The organism is Dermacoccus sp. MPR-E5 (assembly GCF_058809565.1).
The window spans coordinates 224,345-242,137 of sequence record NZ_JBXASS010000001.1 but is presented as its reverse complement, the minus strand read 5'-3'; the positions used below and the strand labels follow the sequence as shown (position 1 = coordinate 242,137).

General features: G+C 69.7%; 18 protein-coding genes, 1 tRNA gene and 1 pseudogene. 8 read left to right on the top strand and 12 right to left on the bottom strand.

Going from position 1 to position 17,793, the window contains the following annotated elements:
• Positions 1-2: 2 nt before the first annotated feature.
• The gene (gene metH / locus AC1RS9_RS01040) at positions 3-3,791 is read right to left on the bottom strand and encodes a methionine synthase (RefSeq protein WP_006947305.1); all 3,789 of its coding nucleotides are present in this window, start codon (positions 3,789-3,791) and stop codon (positions 3-5) included.
• A gap of 164 nt (positions 3,792-3,955) precedes the next feature.
• Between metH and AC1RS9_RS01035 the strand changes: the two genes are divergently transcribed.
• From AC1RS9_RS01035 to AC1RS9_RS01025, 3 genes are all read left to right on the top strand, one after another.
• The gene (locus AC1RS9_RS01035) at positions 3,956-4,834 is read left to right on the top strand and encodes a proteasome assembly chaperone family protein (RefSeq protein WP_492920226.1); all 879 of its coding nucleotides are present in this window, start codon (positions 3,956-3,958) and stop codon (positions 4,832-4,834) included.
• A gap of 195 nt (positions 4,835-5,029) precedes the next feature.
• On the top strand, positions 5,030-5,239 hold the full coding sequence (locus tag AC1RS9_RS01030; RefSeq protein WP_040015113.1) for a type II toxin-antitoxin system Y4mF family antitoxin: 210 nt from the start codon (positions 5,030-5,032) through the stop codon (positions 5,237-5,239).
• Entirely contained in the window at positions 5,236-5,385 is a 150-nt protein-coding gene (locus tag AC1RS9_RS01025) for a hypothetical protein (protein WP_160126205.1), read from the top strand. Before AC1RS9_RS01030 ends, AC1RS9_RS01025 begins: the two co-directional genes overlap by 4 nt.
• Before the next feature lie 23 nt (positions 5,386-5,408).
• On the opposite strand, the pseudogene AC1RS9_RS01020 reads toward AC1RS9_RS01025, so the two are convergent.
• A pseudogene (locus AC1RS9_RS01020) lies at positions 5,409-6,583 on the bottom strand (trans-sulfuration enzyme family protein).
• Positions 6,584-6,668: 85 nt separating this feature from the next.
• Between AC1RS9_RS01020 and AC1RS9_RS01015 the strand changes: the two are divergent.
• Together AC1RS9_RS01015 and AC1RS9_RS01010 are read left to right on the top strand one after the other, a co-directional pair.
• The gene (locus AC1RS9_RS01015) at positions 6,669-7,262 is read left to right on the top strand and encodes an Lrp/AsnC family transcriptional regulator (protein WP_492920223.1); all 594 of its coding nucleotides are present in this window, start codon (positions 6,669-6,671) and stop codon (positions 7,260-7,262) included.
• Between the two features lie 106 nt (positions 7,263-7,368).
• Entirely contained in the window at positions 7,369-7,746 is a 378-nt protein-coding gene (locus AC1RS9_RS01010; protein WP_492920220.1) for a hypothetical protein, read from the top strand.
• Here the strand turns inward: AC1RS9_RS01010 and AC1RS9_RS01005 are convergent.
• From AC1RS9_RS01005 to AC1RS9_RS00985, 5 genes are all read right to left on the bottom strand, one after another.
• On the bottom strand, positions 7,733-8,314 hold the full coding sequence (locus tag AC1RS9_RS01005) for a hypothetical protein (protein ID WP_241724521.1): 582 nt from the start codon (positions 8,312-8,314) through the stop codon (positions 7,733-7,735). The two genes, AC1RS9_RS01010 and AC1RS9_RS01005, sit on opposite strands and share 14 nt — an antisense overlap.
• Positions 8,311-9,573 (bottom strand): cysteine--1-D-myo-inosityl 2-amino-2-deoxy-alpha-D-glucopyranoside ligase, encoded by a 1,263-nt coding sequence (gene mshC, locus AC1RS9_RS01000; RefSeq protein ID WP_492920218.1) that lies wholly within the window; start codon positions 9,571-9,573, stop codon positions 8,311-8,313. Before mshC ends, AC1RS9_RS01005 begins: the two co-directional genes overlap by 4 nt.
• 71 nt (positions 9,574-9,644) lie before the next feature.
• The gene (locus AC1RS9_RS00995) at positions 9,645-10,466 is read right to left on the bottom strand and encodes an SCO1664 family protein (RefSeq protein ID WP_006947217.1); all 822 of its coding nucleotides are present in this window, start codon (positions 10,464-10,466) and stop codon (positions 9,645-9,647) included.
• Complete coding sequence (locus AC1RS9_RS00990) at positions 10,463-10,990, bottom strand: DUF3090 family protein (protein WP_006947252.1); 528 nt, start codon at positions 10,988-10,990, stop codon at positions 10,463-10,465. Before AC1RS9_RS00990 ends, AC1RS9_RS00995 begins: the two co-directional genes overlap by 4 nt.
• A 10-nt stretch (positions 10,991-11,000) precedes the next feature.
• Positions 11,001-11,720, bottom strand: coding sequence for an MSMEG_4193 family putative phosphomutase (locus AC1RS9_RS00985; protein ID WP_006947223.1), 720 nt, complete (start codon positions 11,718-11,720; stop codon positions 11,001-11,003).
• 79 nt (positions 11,721-11,799) lie between these two features.
• Between AC1RS9_RS00985 and AC1RS9_RS00980 the strand changes: the two genes are divergently transcribed.
• Positions 11,800-12,804, top strand: coding sequence for a magnesium and cobalt transport protein CorA (locus tag AC1RS9_RS00980; protein ID WP_006947278.1), 1,005 nt, complete (start codon positions 11,800-11,802; stop codon positions 12,802-12,804).
• Positions 12,795-13,769, top strand: a complete 975-nt coding sequence (locus tag AC1RS9_RS00975; RefSeq protein WP_473957301.1) for an aldo/keto reductase — start codon at positions 12,795-12,797, stop codon at positions 13,767-13,769. Before AC1RS9_RS00980 ends, AC1RS9_RS00975 begins: the two co-directional genes overlap by 10 nt.
• 71 nt (positions 13,770-13,840) lie before the next feature.
• Here AC1RS9_RS00975 and AC1RS9_RS00970 read toward each other — a convergent pair whose 3' ends face one another.
• A complete protein-coding gene (locus AC1RS9_RS00970) occupies positions 13,841-14,185 on the bottom strand; it encodes a hypothetical protein (protein ID WP_006945469.1) in 345 nt (114 codons plus the stop codon).
• A gap of 37 nt (positions 14,186-14,222) precedes the next feature.
• Between AC1RS9_RS00970 and AC1RS9_RS00965 the strand changes: the two genes are divergently transcribed.
• Positions 14,223-14,423: a DUF5703 family protein gene (locus AC1RS9_RS00965; protein WP_038568187.1), complete on the top strand. Its 201-nt coding sequence runs from the start codon at positions 14,223-14,225 to the stop codon at positions 14,421-14,423.
• Here AC1RS9_RS00965 and AC1RS9_RS00960 read toward each other — a convergent pair whose 3' ends face one another.
• The 4 genes from AC1RS9_RS00960 to AC1RS9_RS00945 form a co-directional block, all read right to left on the bottom strand.
• Entirely contained in the window at positions 14,424-15,749 is a 1,326-nt protein-coding gene (locus tag AC1RS9_RS00960) for a M20/M25/M40 family metallo-hydrolase (RefSeq protein WP_006945438.1), read from the bottom strand.
• 79 nt (positions 15,750-15,828) lie between these two features.
• Positions 15,829-15,913 (bottom strand) — tRNA-Leu (locus tag AC1RS9_RS00955).
• Positions 15,914-15,998: 85 nt separating this feature from the next.
• Positions 15,999-17,255, bottom strand: a complete 1,257-nt coding sequence (locus tag AC1RS9_RS00950; RefSeq protein WP_492920213.1) for an SPFH domain-containing protein — start codon at positions 17,253-17,255, stop codon at positions 15,999-16,001.
• A gap of 61 nt (positions 17,256-17,316) precedes the next feature.
• Positions 17,317-17,766, bottom strand: a complete 450-nt coding sequence (locus tag AC1RS9_RS00945; protein ID WP_006945462.1) for an NfeD family protein — start codon at positions 17,764-17,766, stop codon at positions 17,317-17,319.
• Positions 17,767-17,793 lie beyond the last annotated feature (27 nt).

Below are 17,793 nucleotides of genomic sequence, written 5' to 3'. Positions count from 1 at the left end.
CGTCAGTCCTCCGGGTCGTATCCGAGGTTGGGGGCCAGGTGGCGCTCGGCCTCGGCCATCGTCCATCCCTTGCGCTCAGCGTAGTCGGCGACCTGATCGCGCCCGATCCGCCCGACGACGAAATACTGCGCCTGCGGATGCGCGAAGTACCACCCGCTCACGGACGCGCCGGGCCACATCGCCCGCGACTCGGTCAGTTCGACCCCGATCGACGCGGTCACGTCGAGCAGGTCGAACAGCGTGTCCTTCTCGGTGTGCTCGGGGCACGCCGGGTAGCCGGGCGCGGGACGGATGCCCTGGTAGCGCTCCCTGATGAGTTCGTCGTTCGACAGCTTCTCCCCCGCCTCGTAACCCCAGAACTCGCGACGCACACGCTCGTGCAGCCGCTCGGCGAACGCCTCCGCGAGGCGGTCGGCGAGGGCCTCCAGCAGGATCGCCGAGTAGTCGTCGAGGTCGTCCTTGAACGCGCGGATCCGCTCCGGCAGCTCCGTCCCAGCCGTCACGGCGAACGCACCGACCCAGTCGTCGGCCGCACCCGTAGGGGCGACGAAGTCGGCGAGCGAGCGGTTCGGCACGCCGTCACGGTGCGTGCCCTGCTGACGCAGGTGGTGCAGGCGCGCCACCTCGGCCGAACGCGACGCGTCGCCGAACAGCACGGTGTCGTCACCGTCGGCCTGCGCCGGCCAGAACCCGATGACACCCGCCGGGTGCAACCAGCCCTCGTCACTGATGCGGTCGAGCATCGTCTGCGCGTCGTCGTACAGCTTGCGCGCCGCCTCGCCCTGCGCGGGGTTGCTCAGGATGTCGGGGAAGCGCCCCTTCATCTCCCAGGCGGCGAAGAACGGCTGCCAGTCGATGTACTCACGCAGCTCGCTCACCGGGTAGTCGGTGAACACCCTCGTCACGGGGGCGCCGTCGACGGCAAGGGCCGGAGCGTCGGGAACGCCTGCAGCCCAGTCCATCTCGGTGACGTTGGCCCGCGCCTCGTCGAGCGTCAGCAACGGACGCTCGTCGCGCTTGGCCGCGTGTCGGGCGCGCAACGCGTCGTAGTCGGCGACGACGTCGGCGAGCAACGCCTCGCGTCGCTCCCCCGTCGACAACAGCGCAGCGACGACCGGAACCGAGCGCGAGGCGTCCTTCACCCACACGACGGGCTCGTCGTAGCGCCCGTCGATCTTGACGGCCGTGTGCGCACGCGACGTCGTCGCGCCGCCGATGAGCAGCGGCTGAGTGAAGCCCTGACGCTGCATCTCAGAGGCCAGGTGCACCATCTCGTCGAGCGACGGCGTGATGAGGCCCGACAGCCCGATGATGTCGGCGTCGTGCTCGCGCGCAGCGTCGAGGATCTTCTGCGGAGCGACCATGACGCCGAGGTCGATCACCTCGTAGTTGTTGCACTGCAGCACGACGCCGACGATGTTCTTGCCGATGTCGTGCACGTCGCCCTTGACGGTGGCGAGCACGACGGTGCCGTTCGTCTGCTTGCTCGTGACGCCGCTCGCTTCCTTCTCCGCCTCGATGAACGGGATGAGGTAGGCGACGGCCTTCTTCATGACGCGCGCCGACTTCACGACCTGCGGCAGGAACATCTTGCCGGCGCCGAACAGGTCACCGACGACGCCCATGCCGTCCATGAGCGGGCCCTCGATCACCTCGAGCGGACGCTTGCCCTCGGCCTCCAGCTCGGCGCGCATCTGCTCGGTGTCGGCTTCGACGTGGTCGTCGATGCCCTTGACGAGCGCATGCGTGATGCGTTCGCGCACCGGCAGTTCGCGCCACTGTTCCGTCTTCGCTTCCGCCTGCTCACCGCTCGAGTTGTACTGTTCGGCGGCCTCGAGCAGCCGCTCGGTCGCGTCGGCGCGCCGGTTGAGGACGACGTCCTCGATCAGCTCGCGCAGTTCGGGGTCGATCTCGTCGTAGACGACGAGCGCGCCGGCGTTGACGATGCCCATGTCCATCCCCGCGGCGACCGCGTGGTAGAGGAAGACGGCGTGGATCGCCTCGCGCACCGGGTTGTTGCCGCGGAAGCTGAACGACACGTTCGACACGCCACCGCTGACGAGGGCGCCGGGCAGGTTCGCCTTGATCCATCGCGTGCCCTCGATGAAGTCGACGCCGTAGTTGGCGTGCTCCTCGATGCCCGTGCCGATCGCGAAGATGTTCGGGTCGAAGATGATGTCCTCGGCCGGGAAGTCGACGTCGGGGCCGGTGAGGATGTCGTAGGCCCGCTTCGTGATCGTCTTGCGCCGCTCGAGGGTGTCGGCCTGGCCGTCCTCGTCGAACGCCATGACGACGATCGCCGCGCCGTAGCGCTTGCACAGCCGGGCGTGCTCGATGAACGGTTCGACGCCCTCCTTCATCGAGATCGAGTTGACGATCGACTTGCCCTGGATGCACTTCAGCCCGGCCTCGATGACCTCCCACTTCGAGGAGTCGACCATGACCGGGACGCGGCAGATGTCGGGTTCGGAGGCGATGAGCTTGCAGAAGCGATCCATCGCGGCGACGCCGTCGATCATGCCCTCGTCCATGTTGACGTCGATGATCTGCGCGCCGTTCTCGACCTGCTGACGGGCGACGGACAGCGCCGTCGCGTAGTCGCCGTCCTTGATGAGCTTGCGGAAGCGCGCCGAACCGGTGATGTTCGTGCGCTCACCGACGTTGACGAACAGCGAATCCTCGTCGACGGTGAACGGCTCGAGCCCGGACAGGCGCAGGGCGGGCGCGACGTCGGGCACGCTGCGCGGGGCCGTGGCGGCGACCGCGTCGGCGATCGCCCCGATGTGATCGGGCGAGGTGCCGCAGCATCCGCCGACGAGGTTGACGAGGCCGTCGCCCGCGAATGCGGCGACGGTCTGCGTCATCGCCTCGGGTGTCTCGTCGTACTCGCCGAACGCGTTGGGCAGGCCGGCGTTCGGGTAGCAGGAGACGAAACAGTCGGCGATGCGCGAGAGGTCGGCGACGTAGGGGCGCATCTCGTCGGCGCCGAGCGCGCAGTTGAGTCCGACGGCGAGCGGGCGCGCGTGACGCACCGAGTTCCAGAACGCCTCGCCCGTCTGCCCCGACAGGGTGCGGCCGGAGGCGTCGGTGATCGTGCCGGAGATGATGACGGGCCAGCGCCGCCCGCGTTCCTCGAACAGCTGCTCCAGCGCGAAGATCGCGGCCTTCGCGTTGAGCGTGTCAAAGATCGTCTCGATGAGCATGAGGTCGACGCCGCCGTCGGCCAGGCCGCGGGCCTGCTCGAGGTAGGCGCCGACGAGGTCGTCGAAGCTGACGTTGCGCGCGCCCGGGTCGTTGACGTCCGGTGAGATCGACGCCGTGCGGTTCGTCGGGCCGATCGCGCCGGCCACGAACCTCGGACGCGCCCCGGTGGTCACCGAATCGGCAGCAGTGCGAGCGAGTTTCGCGGATTCGACGTTGAATTCGTACGCGAACTCGGACATGTCGTAATCAGCCAATGAGATGCGCTGCGCGTTGAACGTGTTCGTCTCGACGATGTCAGCGCCGGCCTCGAGGTACTCGCGGTGGATGCCCTCGATGATGTCGGGCTGCGTCAGTGACAGCAGGTCGTTGTTGCCCTTGAGGTCGCTCGGCCAGTCGGCGAATCGCTCACCGCGGTAGTCGTCCTCACTCAACCCGTGCCGCTGGATCATCGTGCCCATCGCGCCGTCCATGACGAGGATTCGCTCACGCATGAGCGCGGCCAGCTCCTCGCTGCGATCCCCGCCTGCGTCGCGGCGGGCGTCGTGGTCGGTCGTGGTCGGGTCGGTTGCCTTGGAGCGGCTGCTCACGTGACGTCCCTTCGAGGGCGGGTGGATGTCGCATCATGCTATCGAGCGGCGTCGCCCCGCCTTGGAGCGTGCACGCCGTTGGCCGCATACTGGAATGTCAGGCCCTCGCCGCATCGTCGCCGCGCGCCCGATCCACTCTCACGACCTGCAGAAGGAGACACGCTGTGCGTCGTCACTTCGACCTCACCACGTCGACCCCACCGACCGTCCTCGTCGCCTTCCAGGGCTGGAACGACGTCACCGGCGCCGCGTTCGACGCGATGGATCACCTCGTCAAGGCCACCGGCGCGCGCCTGTGGGCCGACGTCGACCCGGAGGACTACTACGACTTCCAGGTCAACCAACCGCGCATCGACGTCGTCGACGGCGAGCGCCGCGTCATCTGGCGCACGACGGAGATCTTCCACACGCGACTCGAAGCCGTGGGCGACGTGCTCATCGTCAAGGGCATCGAGCCGTCGTTCCGGTGGAAGGCGTTTCTCGCCGAACTGCTCGACGCCATCCATGCGAGCGAGCCGGCGCGCGTCGTCGTGTGCGGTGCGCTCGGTGGGGACACGCCGCACACGCGGCCGCTGCCTGTCACGCTGACGTCGCCGCAGCCGGCGACGCGTGAGGCGTATGACGCGAAGACGCCGACGTACGTCGGCCCGGCGGGCATCGTCGGCATTCTCATCGACGCGCTCGGGCGATCGGAGGTGACGACGATCGCGCAGTGGGTCGTCATGCCGCAGTACGCACTGGGCAGCCCGCAGCCGAAGGTGACGTGGACGATGGTGCAGGGGTTGTCGAGACTGCTCGACGTCGCGCTGCCCGAGGGCGATCTCGAGGAGCAGGCGCGGGCCTGGGAGCGTGGCGTCAGCGAACTCGTCGCGCAGGACGGCGACATGACCTCCTACGTCGACACGCTCGAGCACTCGATGGACGTCACCGAACTGCCAGAGGCCTCCGGTGACGCCATCGCCGAACAGTTCGAGCAATTCCTGCGCCGGCGGGACGGCGACAGCCGCCGCGGGGAGCAGGGCCCTGGGGGCGACACGGTCTGACGGGCCGTCGGAACGGCTGGCGTGAGCGGCATGATCGTGCCGAGTTTCTCGCGACGACGGCAGCAGGGGTCCTCGTCGGATCGTGCCGGTGTTGGCGCGACCAGTGTGTTCAATCTCAAAGCGGAACGATCGTGTCGCTTCGGGTCGAATCGGCCCAGGACGAGTGCTCTGACGGCACGATCGTTCCGATGAAGGGTGCATGAGCCTGTTCAGGACGTGCGAGCGAGGCGGCGCAGCCTCGGCCTCGGCCAGATGGAGCTTGCCGAACTGGCTGATGTCTCCGAACGCTTCGTCCGCTCGCTCGAGCAGAACAAGGCCACGGTGCGACTCGACAAGCTCACGGCCGTCCTCGACGCGCTGGGTCTGGAGCTGCGTGCTGAACCCCGCGGGGGCGTCGGCGCATGAGCCCGCGCGCAGATCGCGCGCAGACGGCGGCGCTGGGTGCCGCTGAAGACCTCGACGAGATCGGGTTTGACGCCAGGCGTGTGCAGGACCTGAGCCGCGTCACGCGTCATCCGGCCCGGACGATGGCGGCCACCGCAGCGCGGTGACCGCCACCGGTAGCGATACACGCTCAACCGCGCTGATGCACCGCGTCGAAGGCCTGGCTGAGGTCGGCGATGAGGTCGGCGGGGTCTTCGAGGCCCACGGACAGGCGCAGCACCGACTGTGACGGCTTCGCGTCCCCCTCCACGGGACGGTGCGTCAGGGCTGCCGGGTGCTGGATGAGCGTGTCGACTCCCCCGAGCGAGACGGCGTGCACGATGAGGCGGCAGGCCGACGTCACGGCGGCGGCCGCATCAAAACCGCCGGCCATGCCGAACGCGAGCACCGAACCGGGCCCGGCCATCTGACGGGCCGCGACGCCGTCGGCGTCGAACTGCGGCAACCCCGGCCACATGACGGCGTCCACCTCGCCGCGCGTCAGCAGCCACTCGGCGACGGCGCGCGCGCCTTCCTGCTGCGCCTTGACCCGAATCGGCAGCGTCTGCAGCCCACGGTGCAACCCGTACGCGTTCGAGGGCGACAACAGCGCCCCCGTGATGGCGCGCACCTGACGCAGCCGCGACGCCCACGCCTCGTCACACGCGACGACGCCGCCCATGAGGTCGCCGTGACCACCCATGAACTTCGTCGCCGAATGCACGCTCAACGTCGCACCGAGCGCGAGCGTTTGCTGCAGCACGGGCGTGGCGAACGTGTTGTCGACCATGACGGGCACGTCGCCCGCGGCGCGCACGACGGCCGCGATGTCGACGAGGTCGAGCGTCGGGTTGCCGGGAGACTCGAGGACGACCAGGCCCGTGTCGGCCTCGATCGCGTCGGCGATCTCGTCGACGCCCGCCCACGTCACCCGTGTGCCGAGCAGGCCGGTGCGAGCAGGTGATCGGTGCCGCCGTACAGCGGGCGGACGGCGACGACGTGCGGGGTGCCCGCCGCGACGGCCGCGAGTAGCACTGCGCTGATGGCGGCCATGCCGGTCGCGAACGCGACGGCCTCGTCAGCGTCCTCGAGCTGCGCGACGGCGCGCTCGAACCGGTCGACGTTCGGGTTCCACAGGCGCTGGTACACGAGGGAGCCGTCGACGACGGGGTGCCCGCCCGTCGCGAGCACCTCGTACGAGTCGCCGCCGCGCTCGATGCTGGGCAGCGGGTACGTCGTCGACGCATCGAGGCTCGGCACGTGCACACCGAGGGCGGTGAGGTCGTCACGCCCGGCGTGGACGGCGGCGGTGGCGAGTGATTTCATGTGATCTGTCACACAGGAAGAATGGAAGGACACAGCATCCGCTGTCCATCTGGCTGAAGAAACCTCACGACGAAGCGAGCACACGGTGAAACCTTCGAGTAGTGCACCGCGCTCCCCCGCCGAACGGGGGAATCGTCGCACCCGCTACCGGCCATCGTGGCAACCCGACGCCACCGACCGTCGCATCGTCGAACTGCTCCTCGCAGAGGGACGCATGCCGAACGCCGAGCTGGCGCGCCGCATCGGCCTGCCCGAGTCGACGTGCAGCATCCGCGTGCGCACGCTGCGCGAGCAGGGCGTTCTCGCCGGTGTCCACGCGGACGTCGACCTCGCCCGGCTGGGGCGCGCCATGGAGGCGATGGTCGCCGTCCGGTTCGCCGGGCATCGACGTGAGCAGATGGACGCCTTCCGCGCAGCGATCGTCACCGTCCCCGGCGTCATCGCCGCCTACCACGTGGCGGGTGAGAACGACTTCCTCATCCATGTGTGCGCCGAGTCGCCCCACGCCCTGCGCGACTTCGTCCTCGACCGGCTCACCGGCATGCCGGGCATCGCGCAGGCGCAGACGAGCCTCATCTTCGCACGAACCGGGGCACCTGCTGCACGGATTCGTCGCGCGACGAGGTGTCGAGATCGTCGGCGCCGCACTCATCGAACAGGAGGCAGGCGAGCCCGCTGAGGTGACGGTCGGGGTGCGCTCGCAGGCGCGACGACGCGGTTCGGCCCTCAGATGGCCGACGACGTCCCGCTCGGCGGCCTCACCCTGCCCGGCAAGCGTGACGGCGATGCCCGCCGCCGCGGGGACGAGCGTCACGCCGAGGGAGGGGTACCTGCTCGTGCGCACCCTCGCCTGGCTCGACGGCCGGACGGCCGGGTACACGCAGATCCTGCTGGCGAGCGACGCCCCGCAGATGGCGTTGCAGGACGACACGCTCGTCGACCGTTCCTGCCGTCATGCGGGCGTCGCGCGGGCGCTCAAGGTCGTCAATCTCGAGCACCTGCAGTCACTTCCGCAGGCGAGCGCGACGCAATGGGCCCAGACCTACTGCGCCGAGACGAACACCGCCATCCTCGCGCGCAAAGCCGCGCTGGGCTTTCGATGCGTCGACGTCATGACCGCGCTCGAAGGGCTCCCGGAGGCAGCTGCGCTCAGGCGTACCTGATCCGGTCGAGCAGCATCGCGAGCGGCTCGGGCACCTCGTCGGCGCCGAGCGCCGCGGCCAGCACAGCGGCCGCGTTCTCCTTGCGACCGGACGCGGCGCGCGCGAACCGGCGCAGCTGATCCGCGAGCGGTTCGTCGGCCCACGCGGCCTGCGTGCGCAGCGCATCGAACTTGCTGCCGAGACCCGCGCCCTCGATGGCGGCCTTCGCACGCTCCGCGCCGAGCGCGCGGATCAGTTCCCCCTCGAGGTCGGGTTCGCAGACGAAGAAGCCATAGACGGGCAGGTCGCTCGCGTCGAGCACGGGCAGCCCGTCGTCGGCGAGCGCCTTCTCGGCCGCGCGGGTGTCGGCGGCGTCGCAGAGCCCGACGACGTCGGCGTCGGATCGGATCTGCCGGATCTCGCCGAGGACACGGCCGACGTTCGTCGCGCCCTGCAGGTTGACGAGTTCGACGTTCGGGCTCGCGAGCCCGTCACGCTCCATGAGGGCCGCGACGGCTGCGACGTCGCTCGGGCCTTCGAGCAGGACGAACATCGTCGCGGCGCTGGCCGTGCTGATCGTCGTGGTCACAGCTTGACCCCGAGCAGGGCGTCGACGACGTCGCGGATCTGCTGCGCGGAGCCGACGGCTTCTTCGCCCTCGGCTGCACACCAGGCGTCGATCGCGGCGAGCGCGGCGGGCGTGTCGAGGTCGCTGCGCAGGGCGCGGCGGACCGCTTCGATCGTGGGCGTCGCGTCGACGCCATCCGCCTCGATGGCGCGTCGCCACGTCGCGAGGCGCTCCTTCGCGGCGTCGAGCCGCGCGTCGGTGTACTCCCAGTCGGTGCGGTAGTGCTGGTCGAGCAGGACGAGCCGGATCGCCATCGGGTCGACGCCCTCGCGGCGCAGCACGGACACCTTGACGAGGTTGCCCTTGCTCTTGCTCATCTTCTCGCCGTCGTAGCCGACCATGCCCTGGTGGGCGTAGTGGTGCGCGAACGGCGGCTGCCCCGTCAGCGCGTCGGCCTGCACGGCGCTCATCTCGTGGTGCGGGAAGATGAGGTCGGTGCCGCCGCCCTGCAGCGTGAAACCGTTGCCGAGGTGCTCGAGCGCGATCGACGTGCACTCGATGTGCCAGCCAGGTCGGCCGCGTCCGACGCCGGGGCCGCCGTCCCACGCCGGCTCTCCCTCACGCTCGGCGCGCCACAGCAGCGGGTCGAAGACGTCGCGCTTGCCCTCACGCTCGGGGTCGCCGCCGCGGTCGGCGAACACGGCCAACATCTGCTCACGGTCCCAGTGCGAGACTGAACCGAACGTCGGCTGCTGCGCGAGGTCGAGGTAGACGTCCTTCGCGCCGGGAGCCGCGTTCTCGGCGGCGGGTACGTCGACGGTGTAGGCGAGACCGCGAACGAGCAGCCGGGCGACGTTGGTCGAATGCAAGGTCATCGACTCGACGACGCCGACGTAGTGCTGCGGCGGGATGACGCCGAGGGCCTCCATGTCGCCGTGGAACAGCTCGATCTCGCTCGTCGCGAGCTCACGCCAGTCGACGCCGTCTCGGGCGGCCCGCTCGAGCAGTGGGTCGTCGACGTCGGTGACGTTCTGCACGTAGGTGACCTGCGCGCCCGCGTCGATCATGACGCGCTGGGCGATGTCGAAGGTGACGTAGGTGGCCGCGTGGCCGAGGTGCGTCGCGTCGTACGGCGTGATGCCGCAGACGTACAGCCCGGCCTGCTCGCCGAGGTCGATCGGGACGATCTCACCGGCTGCCGTGTCGAAGAGGCGGACGTCGATGTCGGCTCCAGCCGGGGAGGCGACGGGGTTGAGCGCAGGGCGAGACCAGGATTTCACCGCCTCAGCCTAACGGGTACGACCGACGCCTCCGCCCGGCGGACGCGTCACGGCGAGGCCCTCGTGGGCTCTTACAGCGGCGGCCACGGCAGCGGGTAGCGATCGGACGGCGGCTGTGGAAACACGCCGGCGGTGCGCAGCGCCGCCACGCGCTCGAAGAACGCCTCGACCTCGTCATCGTCGAGGTGTGCGCTGAGCTGCGCGCCGAGCCCGTCTCGCGCGGCCAGGAGCGCCGTGAGGCACGCGTCGTGCGCCGCACTCAACGGTTCACCGGCGAAGCCCCACAGGACGGTGCGCAGCTTGTCGTCGATGTGGAACGTCAGGCCGTGATCGATGGCGTAGAGCTGCATGTCTCCCCCGCCCGATGTGTCCTCGATGAGGTGAGAACCCTTGCGGTCGGCGTTGTTCGTCAGCACGTCCAGCAGCGCGACGTCGCGTAGTGGGTCACCGTCGTGGTGAGCGAGCACGAGGGGGCCCTCGTCGGTGTCGAACGCGGCGATCGCGTGCACGTCGTCAGTCAGCTCGTCCTCGTCGAGCAACGCCACCTGGTCCTGCTCGGCCGGTTCGAGCGGTCCGACCCAGCGCTGCAGGGATCCCTCGCCGAGCTGCGGGTCGACGTGCCACGTCGTCTCCGGAACGCAGCGCATGCCGGCCGCGGCGGCGACGAGGTAGGTCGCGACCTCGCGGTGCGCGAGCGTCCCCGACCGGAAGTCGCGCAACGGTTGTTCACCACGCACGGGTTTGAACACGGCGCGCTCCCCCGTCGCCGTCATCAACCGCACGACGACGTTGGAGGCGTCGACGAGGCGACCCTCGATCTGCCACTCGAGCTCGCTCAGTTCGGGCGTGCCGAGCTCGAGTGGTCGGGAGGTGACGTCGCGCGTCTCGCTCACCGGCGTCGGTACCCGTTCGCGCGGGGGCAGACGTGGCCGCGCGGGTCGAGCGGCTCGTTGCACAGCGGGCAGGGACGGCGGCCCTGCGCGACGAGCGCGAGCGAACGACGCGTGAACTCGCGCGCGGCGGGCGGGGCGAGCACGACGCGCAGGCCCGTGATGGCGGTGATCGCGGCGCCGTCATCGTCCTGGTCCATCTCGGCGTCGAGGTCGTGGCACTCGAGCGCGAAGACGCGCTCCATCGGATTCCAGCTGACGCTCATGCTGCCGACGCGGAACAGCGGGTCGACGGGCAGTTCGAGCGGGTCGTTGTCGGGTGCGGTGGCCGGCTCGTCGCGGTCGGCGCCGACCTCGTCGAGCAGCTCTTCGAGGCGCTCGGCGAGCAGAGCCACCTGCTGCTTCTCGATGGCGACGCCCTCGACGCGGCGCGCGTCACGCACCTGCAGGTAGAACTCGCGAGAGCCCGGCTCACCGACGGTGCCCGCCACGAAGCGCGCGGGCTGGTTGAACTCGACTACAGACATGTCCGTGAGCCTACTGCGTCGCGCCGGTGGCGCCACCGACGGTGGATTCGGCGCTCGTCGAGCGCGCCAGACCGACGGCCTCGCCGAGGCCACCGGAGGTCACGTTCATCGCGAGGACGAAGGGGCGATCGCCGACGAAGCGGATGACGCTCATCGACGCGGGTGCGAGGACGATGCGCTGGAAGTCGTCGAGGTGCTGACCGAGCGCGTCCGACAGCACCGACTTGATGACGTCCCCGTGGCTGACGACGACGCCCACGCCCGAACCGCCCTGCTCGTCGTTGCTGCGTTCGTCCAGCTCGCGCGCGAGGGCGCGCACGGCGTCGACGGCGCGTCGCTGCATGGCGAGCATCGACTCGTGCTCGAACTGCGGGCTCGGCGGGAACGTCACCTGCGACGGGTGTTCCTGCACCTGCTTCCACAGCTCCTCGCCGGCGAGGTCGCTGAGCTTGCGCCCCGTCCAGGCGCCGTAGCGGCACTCGCCGACGGCGTCGTCGGTCTCGACAGCGGCGCCGCTCGCCGCGCGCAGGGCGTCCGCCGTCTCCTGGCAGCGCACGAGCGGCGAGGCGACGATGCGCTCAGGCGTGCAGCAGGCGCTGATCGCCGCGGCGGCGGCGTCGGCCTGGGCGCGCCCCAGCTCGTCGAGATGGACGTCGGGGCTCCAACCGGCGAGGACGCCGGAGGCGTTGGCGCTCGTGCGCCCGTGCCGCAGCAGGATGATGGTGGCCACGAAGCCAGGCTACCGGCCCGGCCGTCCATGACCCGTGTCGCGCCACGGCGCGGGCAGCGCGGTAGCGCAGAATACGACGGTGATCATCGACCAGGCCGTCTATCGCGGCGGCAAGCGCATCGACTGCGGCGACCTGCACGCCGGGCTCGCCGATCTGCGCGAGCACGACGACGGCTTCCTGTGGGTCGGGTTGAAGGATCCGACGGCCGGCGAGTTCTCGCTCATCGCCACGGAGTTCGGCCTGCACCCCCTCGCGGTCGAGGACGCTCTCGGCGGTGGGCAACGCCCCAAGTTCGAGGTCTACGACGGCATGGCGTTCCTCGTCATGCGCACGTTGCGCTACATCGAGGCGACGTCCGACGTCGAGACCGGCGAACTCATGGTGTTCGTCGGCGACCGCTTCGTCGTCACCGTCAGGCGCGGTGAGCCGACGCCGCTGGAGACGGTGCGCACCGCGTTGGAGCACGACCCGAGGCTGCTGGAGAAGGGCCCCGTCGCGGTCATCTACTCGGTCATGGACGCGGTCGTCGACAAGTACCTCGCCATCGACGAGGAGCTGAGCGACGACGTCCTCGCGATCGAGCATCAGGTGTTCACGCCGAGCGTGACGACGGACGTCAGCGACATCTACGAACTGAAGCGCGAACTGCTCGAGGCGCGGTGGGCTGTGCAGCCGCTCATCGAGCCGACGCGGCGCCTCGTCGCGTCGTCGTTCGTCGACGAGGGGTTCGCGCCGTTCTTCCGTGACGTGCTCGATCACCTGCAACTCGTCAGCGAGCACATCGAGACCTACGATCGGTTGCTGTCGGACGTGCTGTCGGCGTACCTGTCGCAGGTCGGCGTGCAGCAGAACAACGACATGCGCAAGATTTCGGCGTGGGTCGCCATCGCGACGGTGCCGACGATGCTCGCCGGCATCTACGGCACGAACTTCCACTCGGTGCCGGAGCTGGAGGCGTCCGTGCACTTCGGCGGCCGCGGCGGTGGGTACGAGTTCTACTACGGGTACTACCTGATGATCGCCGTGCTCGCGACGATCGGCGTGCTGCTGTGGCGCGCGTTCAAGAAGTCTGGATGGTTGTGATGGTGGTTCGCCACATCGGTGACGCGGCGCCGCGGGTGCCGACGCGCGTGCTCAACGGCAGCGGGACGCGTGTCAGCGCGTTCGTGCTCGGCGTTTCCGGGTGGGCCCGCGGCGTGACGGTGGAGAGCGCGCAGGAGATGGCGAGCACCTACCTCGCTGCCGGCGGGCACACGTTCGAGACGAACGACGTCGACGCGGGCGCCGCCGAGGTGCGGCTGCGTGAGGCCCTCGAGGGCCGCCGGCGCGAGGAGTACCAGCTCGTCGCGCGCAACGGCCGTCACGGAGCGCTCCCCTTCGCCCCGGGCCCGGACACCTCCCGCGCCGGCCTCATGGCCGCGCTCGATGCGACGCTGGAGCGTCTTGGCACCGAGCACGTCGACCTGTGGCTCGTCGAAGGTGACGACGGCGTCACCCCGAGCGTCGAGGTCGCCTCGGCACTCGAGTGGGCCGTCACGACGGGCCGGGCGAGCGACGTCGGCCTGAGTGACGTGCCCGCCTGGCGCGCGGTCGACGTCAGTCACCTGCTCGCGGCGCGCGGCGTCCACCTCGTCGCGCACGCTGTGGAACATCACCTGCTGCGCGCCGACGCCACGGACGTCGTCGAAGCCGCCGCGGCGCGCGGCTACGGCGTCATCGCGGGCGCCGGGCTCGCGCGCGGCGTGCTGACGGGCAAGTACCGCCACGGCACGCCGGCCGATTCGCGTCGCGCCTCCGGCGATCTCGTGGCGAGCGGAGCCTCACGTGAGACGACGCGCGCCGTCGTCGAATCACTCGCGACGGCGGCCGACGGCCTCGGCGTCCACCCCGCCGAACTGGCCCTCGCCTGGTCGTTGCACGCGCCCGGCATCGACGCCGTCGTCGCGGGGTCTCGCACCGCGGCTCAACTGCGTGTCGCGCTGCGCGCCGGCGAGCTGAGTGTGCCGCGCGAGATCGTCGTGGCGCTCGACGAGGTCGCCGGCGCCTGACGGCGGGCGGCCTTGGTCGTCAGAACGCTCGGCCCCCGTGGCCGAGCGTTCGGCCCAATGGGGCGTTCGCCTCAGCCGCGGCCGCGCGCAGAGCGGTGCTTTTCGTCGCCGCTCGTCTCGTCGTCAGCATCGTCGAGGTCATCGTCGTCCTCGTCCTCGTCGTCGAAGTCGTCATCGAAATCGTCGTCGTCGAAGTCATCATCATCGAAATCGTCGTCGTCGAGCAGGACGAGCGGCGTCATCTCGTTGAACGCGTTGAGCAACGCGTCGTCGTAGGTCTCGAACGCGTCGGCCAGGGCGTCGGATGCCGCGATGACGGCGGGGTCGTCGTCACCGCGACGCGCTGAGCACGCCTCGAGGTGACGTTCGAAAGCGAGTGTGAGGGCTTCGAGGGCAGCGCGCGGGTCGGCGTTCATGTGGAAAACGCTACCCCGATCGCGCAAGAATGTGCAGATGGCCGAGTACGAATACCGCACGCTCACGTTCGCGCGTGACGCGAGCCGCAGCGACATCCGCCAGAGCCTCACCGACGAGGCCGAGTACGGGCACTGGGAGCTGGCCCGCACCCGCATCTACCTCGGTGGGGTCCGCCGCATCTGGTTGCGGCGCCGCATCATCCGCATGCGCCCGCAGGACAACGGCGGCTGGCTCTGATCAGCAGTCGGTGAGCAGACGCGCGAGCACCCGCTGCCCGAACTCGAGGCTTTCGACGGGCACGCGTTCGTCGATGCCGTGGAACATCGGCGCGAAGAGCAGATCGGACGGCAGCCGCAACGGTGTGAAGCCGTAGCCGTTGATGCCGAGCTGCTTGAGTGCCTTGTTGTCGGTGCCCGCCGACAGGCAGTAGGGCAGGATCTCGCAGCCCGGGTCCTCGGTGCGCAGCGCGTCCTTCATCCGCTCGACGAGGTGGCCTTCGAACGGCGCGTCGAGCGCGATGTCGCGATGCAGCGTCTCGATCGTCACGTGCTCGCCGGCGAGTTCGGCGATGACGTCCATCAGCTCGTCCTCGTGCCCGGGCAGGAAGCGGCAGTCGACGTTGACCGACGCCGTCTGCGGGATGACGTTGTGCTTGTAGCCGGCGTCGAGCATCGTCGGGTTCGACACGTTCGCGAGGGCCCCCTCGACGAAGGTGCGCGCGCCGGGGATGTGCGCGAGCAGCGCGTCGGTGTCCTCGTCGGTGTAGGTCGTGCCCGTGATGTCCGCGAGACCGTCGAGCAGCTGGCGGACGCTCGCGACGTACTGGCGCGGCCAGACGTGGGCGTCGATGCGGCCGATCGCCGCGGCGAGGCGCGCGATGGCGTTCTCGTCGTTGGGGACGCTGCCGTGGCCGGCGCGGCCGTGGGCGGTGAGGCGGATCCAACGGATGCCCTTCTCCCCCGTCTGCAGCAGGTAGGCGCGCTGGTCGCCGCCGCCCTTCTTCGGCACGGTGACGGAGTAGCCGCCGACCTCGCTGATCGCCTCGGTGGCGCCCTCGAACAGTTCGGGACGGTGGTCGACGGCCCAGTGCGAACCCTTGACGCCGCCGGCCTCCTCATCGGCGAAGAACGCGACGACGAGGTCGCGCGGCGGAGTGACGCCGCGGCGGGCGAAGTCGCGGACGGTCGCGAGGATCATCGCGTCCATGTCCTTCATGTCGACGGCGCCGCGGCCCCAGACGCAGCCGTCCTCGACGTCGGCGGCGAACGGGTCGTGCGACCAGTCGGCGGCGTCGGCTGGCACGACGTCGAGGTGGCCGTGGACGACGAGCGCGCCGCGTTCGCGGTCGGCCCCCGGGATGCGGACGACGACGTTCGCGCGCCCCGGCTCGCTCTCGAACAGTTCGGGTTCGAGGCCGACCTCCTGTAGCTGGCCCACGACGTACTCGGCCGCCTCACGCTCGCCGGGGCCCTCGGTGCCCGGGCCGTAGTTGCTCGTGTCGATGCGGATCAAATCGCGGCAGATGCGCAGGACGTCGGATTCGGAGGAGGTCTGAGAAGCCATGGCTCCACCTTTTCATTCCTGCGTGGGCAGCACGCAAGAACGCCCCAGTGATATCTCACCGGGGCGTTCTCGTGCAGTGTGTCCGAGGGGGGACTTGAACCCCCACGTCCGATAAAGGACACTAGCACCTCAAGCTAGCGCGTCTGCCATTCCGCCACCCGGACAGGTGGTGTTTTCAGGCCGCTTTCGCGCCCTTCCAACGAGGAAGAACATTACCAGGCGTTCGCTTGGAGTGCACATCGGCTCGGCTCAGGCGTGACCCGTCGGCTGCTCGCCGTCCTGCTCGGGGCGGTGCGGCAGACGGATCTGACGCTGCGGCTGCTGCTGGGTCTCGCGCGGAGCGTCGACCGGCTCCGGCTGCAGACCGGCGTCGGACCCGCTGGCGGGCGTCGTCTGCGCGCCGAGCGGCGCCTGCGGCGTCGCCGACGCGCCGAGGGCGGGCACCCCGTCGTCACCGCTCGTGGAACGCTGCGGGCGGGACGTCGAATCCTCAGCCTCGTTCGTGGCCTGATCGACCTGGCCACGCGCGTTGGCGAGCGCGACCTGAGGGTCCTCGAGCTTCGTGTCGGCGAACGCGTTGTCGTCGTTCGTGCCGGGGTCGACCCATTCCTCGTCATCGTTGTCGCCCGGACGCCCGGCGTCGCCGCCGAGAGCGCTCGAGATGCCGCGCAGCGCGTCGGTGACCTCCGAGGGGATGACCCACATCTTGTTCGAATCGCCCTGCGCTAGCTGCGGCAGCGTCTGCAGGTACTGGTAGGCGAGCAGACGCTGCGTCGGCTTGCCGCGGTGGATGGCGTCGAACACCTGCTGGATGGCGCGCGCCTCACCCTGGGCCTTGAGGACGGCGGCCTGCGCCTCACCCTCGGCTCGCAGGATCTGGCTCTGCTTCTCACCCTCGGCCGTGAGGATCTGGCTCTGCTTGAAACCCTCGGCGTTCAGGATGGCTGCGCGGCGGTCACGCTCGGCGCGCATCTGCTTCTCCATCGAATCCTGCACCGACGCCGGCGGGTCGATCGCCTTGAGCTCCACACGATTCACGCGGATGCCCCAGCGGCCCGTCGCCTCGTCGAGCACGCCGCGCAGCTGCCCGTTGATCTGGTCACGCGAGGTGAGCGTCTGCTCGAGGTCGAGCGAACCGATGACGTTGCGCAGCGTCGTCACCGTCAGCTGCTCGATACCCTGGATGAAGTTCTCGATCTCGTAGACGGCCGACTTCGGATCCGTCACCGAGTAGTAGATGACGGTGTCGATGCTGACGACGAGGTTGTCGCTCGTGATGACGGGCTGCGGCGGGAACGTGACGACCTGCTCACGCAGATCGATGTTCGCGCGCACCCGGTCGATGAACGGCACGAGGATGTGCAGACCGTCCGTCAGCGTGCGGTTGTACGAGCCGAGACGCTCGACGATCTGAGCCGTCTGCTGCGGCACGATGCGGATCGTGCGCATGACGACGACGACCGCGAAGACCAGCAGCAGGATGACGACGATGAGTCCTGGGGACATGTTCCCTCCCTGTGGCCGGGCGAACCCGGCGTGATGCGCGGACGCTGGCGGGAGTGCTCGCTCAGCGCCGCTCGGTGGTGGTGGGGTCGACGAGCAGAGTCGCGCCCTGCAGGTCGATGACGTGGACGGGCGAACCGAGGGGCAGCGTCGTGCGCACGTCGGTGCGCGCGCTCCACAGGTCGCCGTGCACCTTGACGAGGCCCTGCGACTCGGAGACCGGCTCGACGACGAACCCCGTCTGACCGACGACCGAACGCGGCCCGATGTCGGTGTTGTCGCGCGTCGGGCGCAGACGGCGACGCAGCATCGGGCGCAGCGTGAACAACAACCCGACGGCGACGGCCACCGCGATCGGCGCACTGATGACGAAGTCCGCACCGAAGTACGACGCGATCGCGCCCGCGAGCGCGCCGAGCGCGAGCATGATGAACACGAAGTCGACCGTGACAGCCTCGACGGCGGCCATCGCGAGGGCGACGCCCAGCCACATCAGCCATGCACTGTTGTTCATGCTCGGTCCAGCTCCCCGCTTCGACGA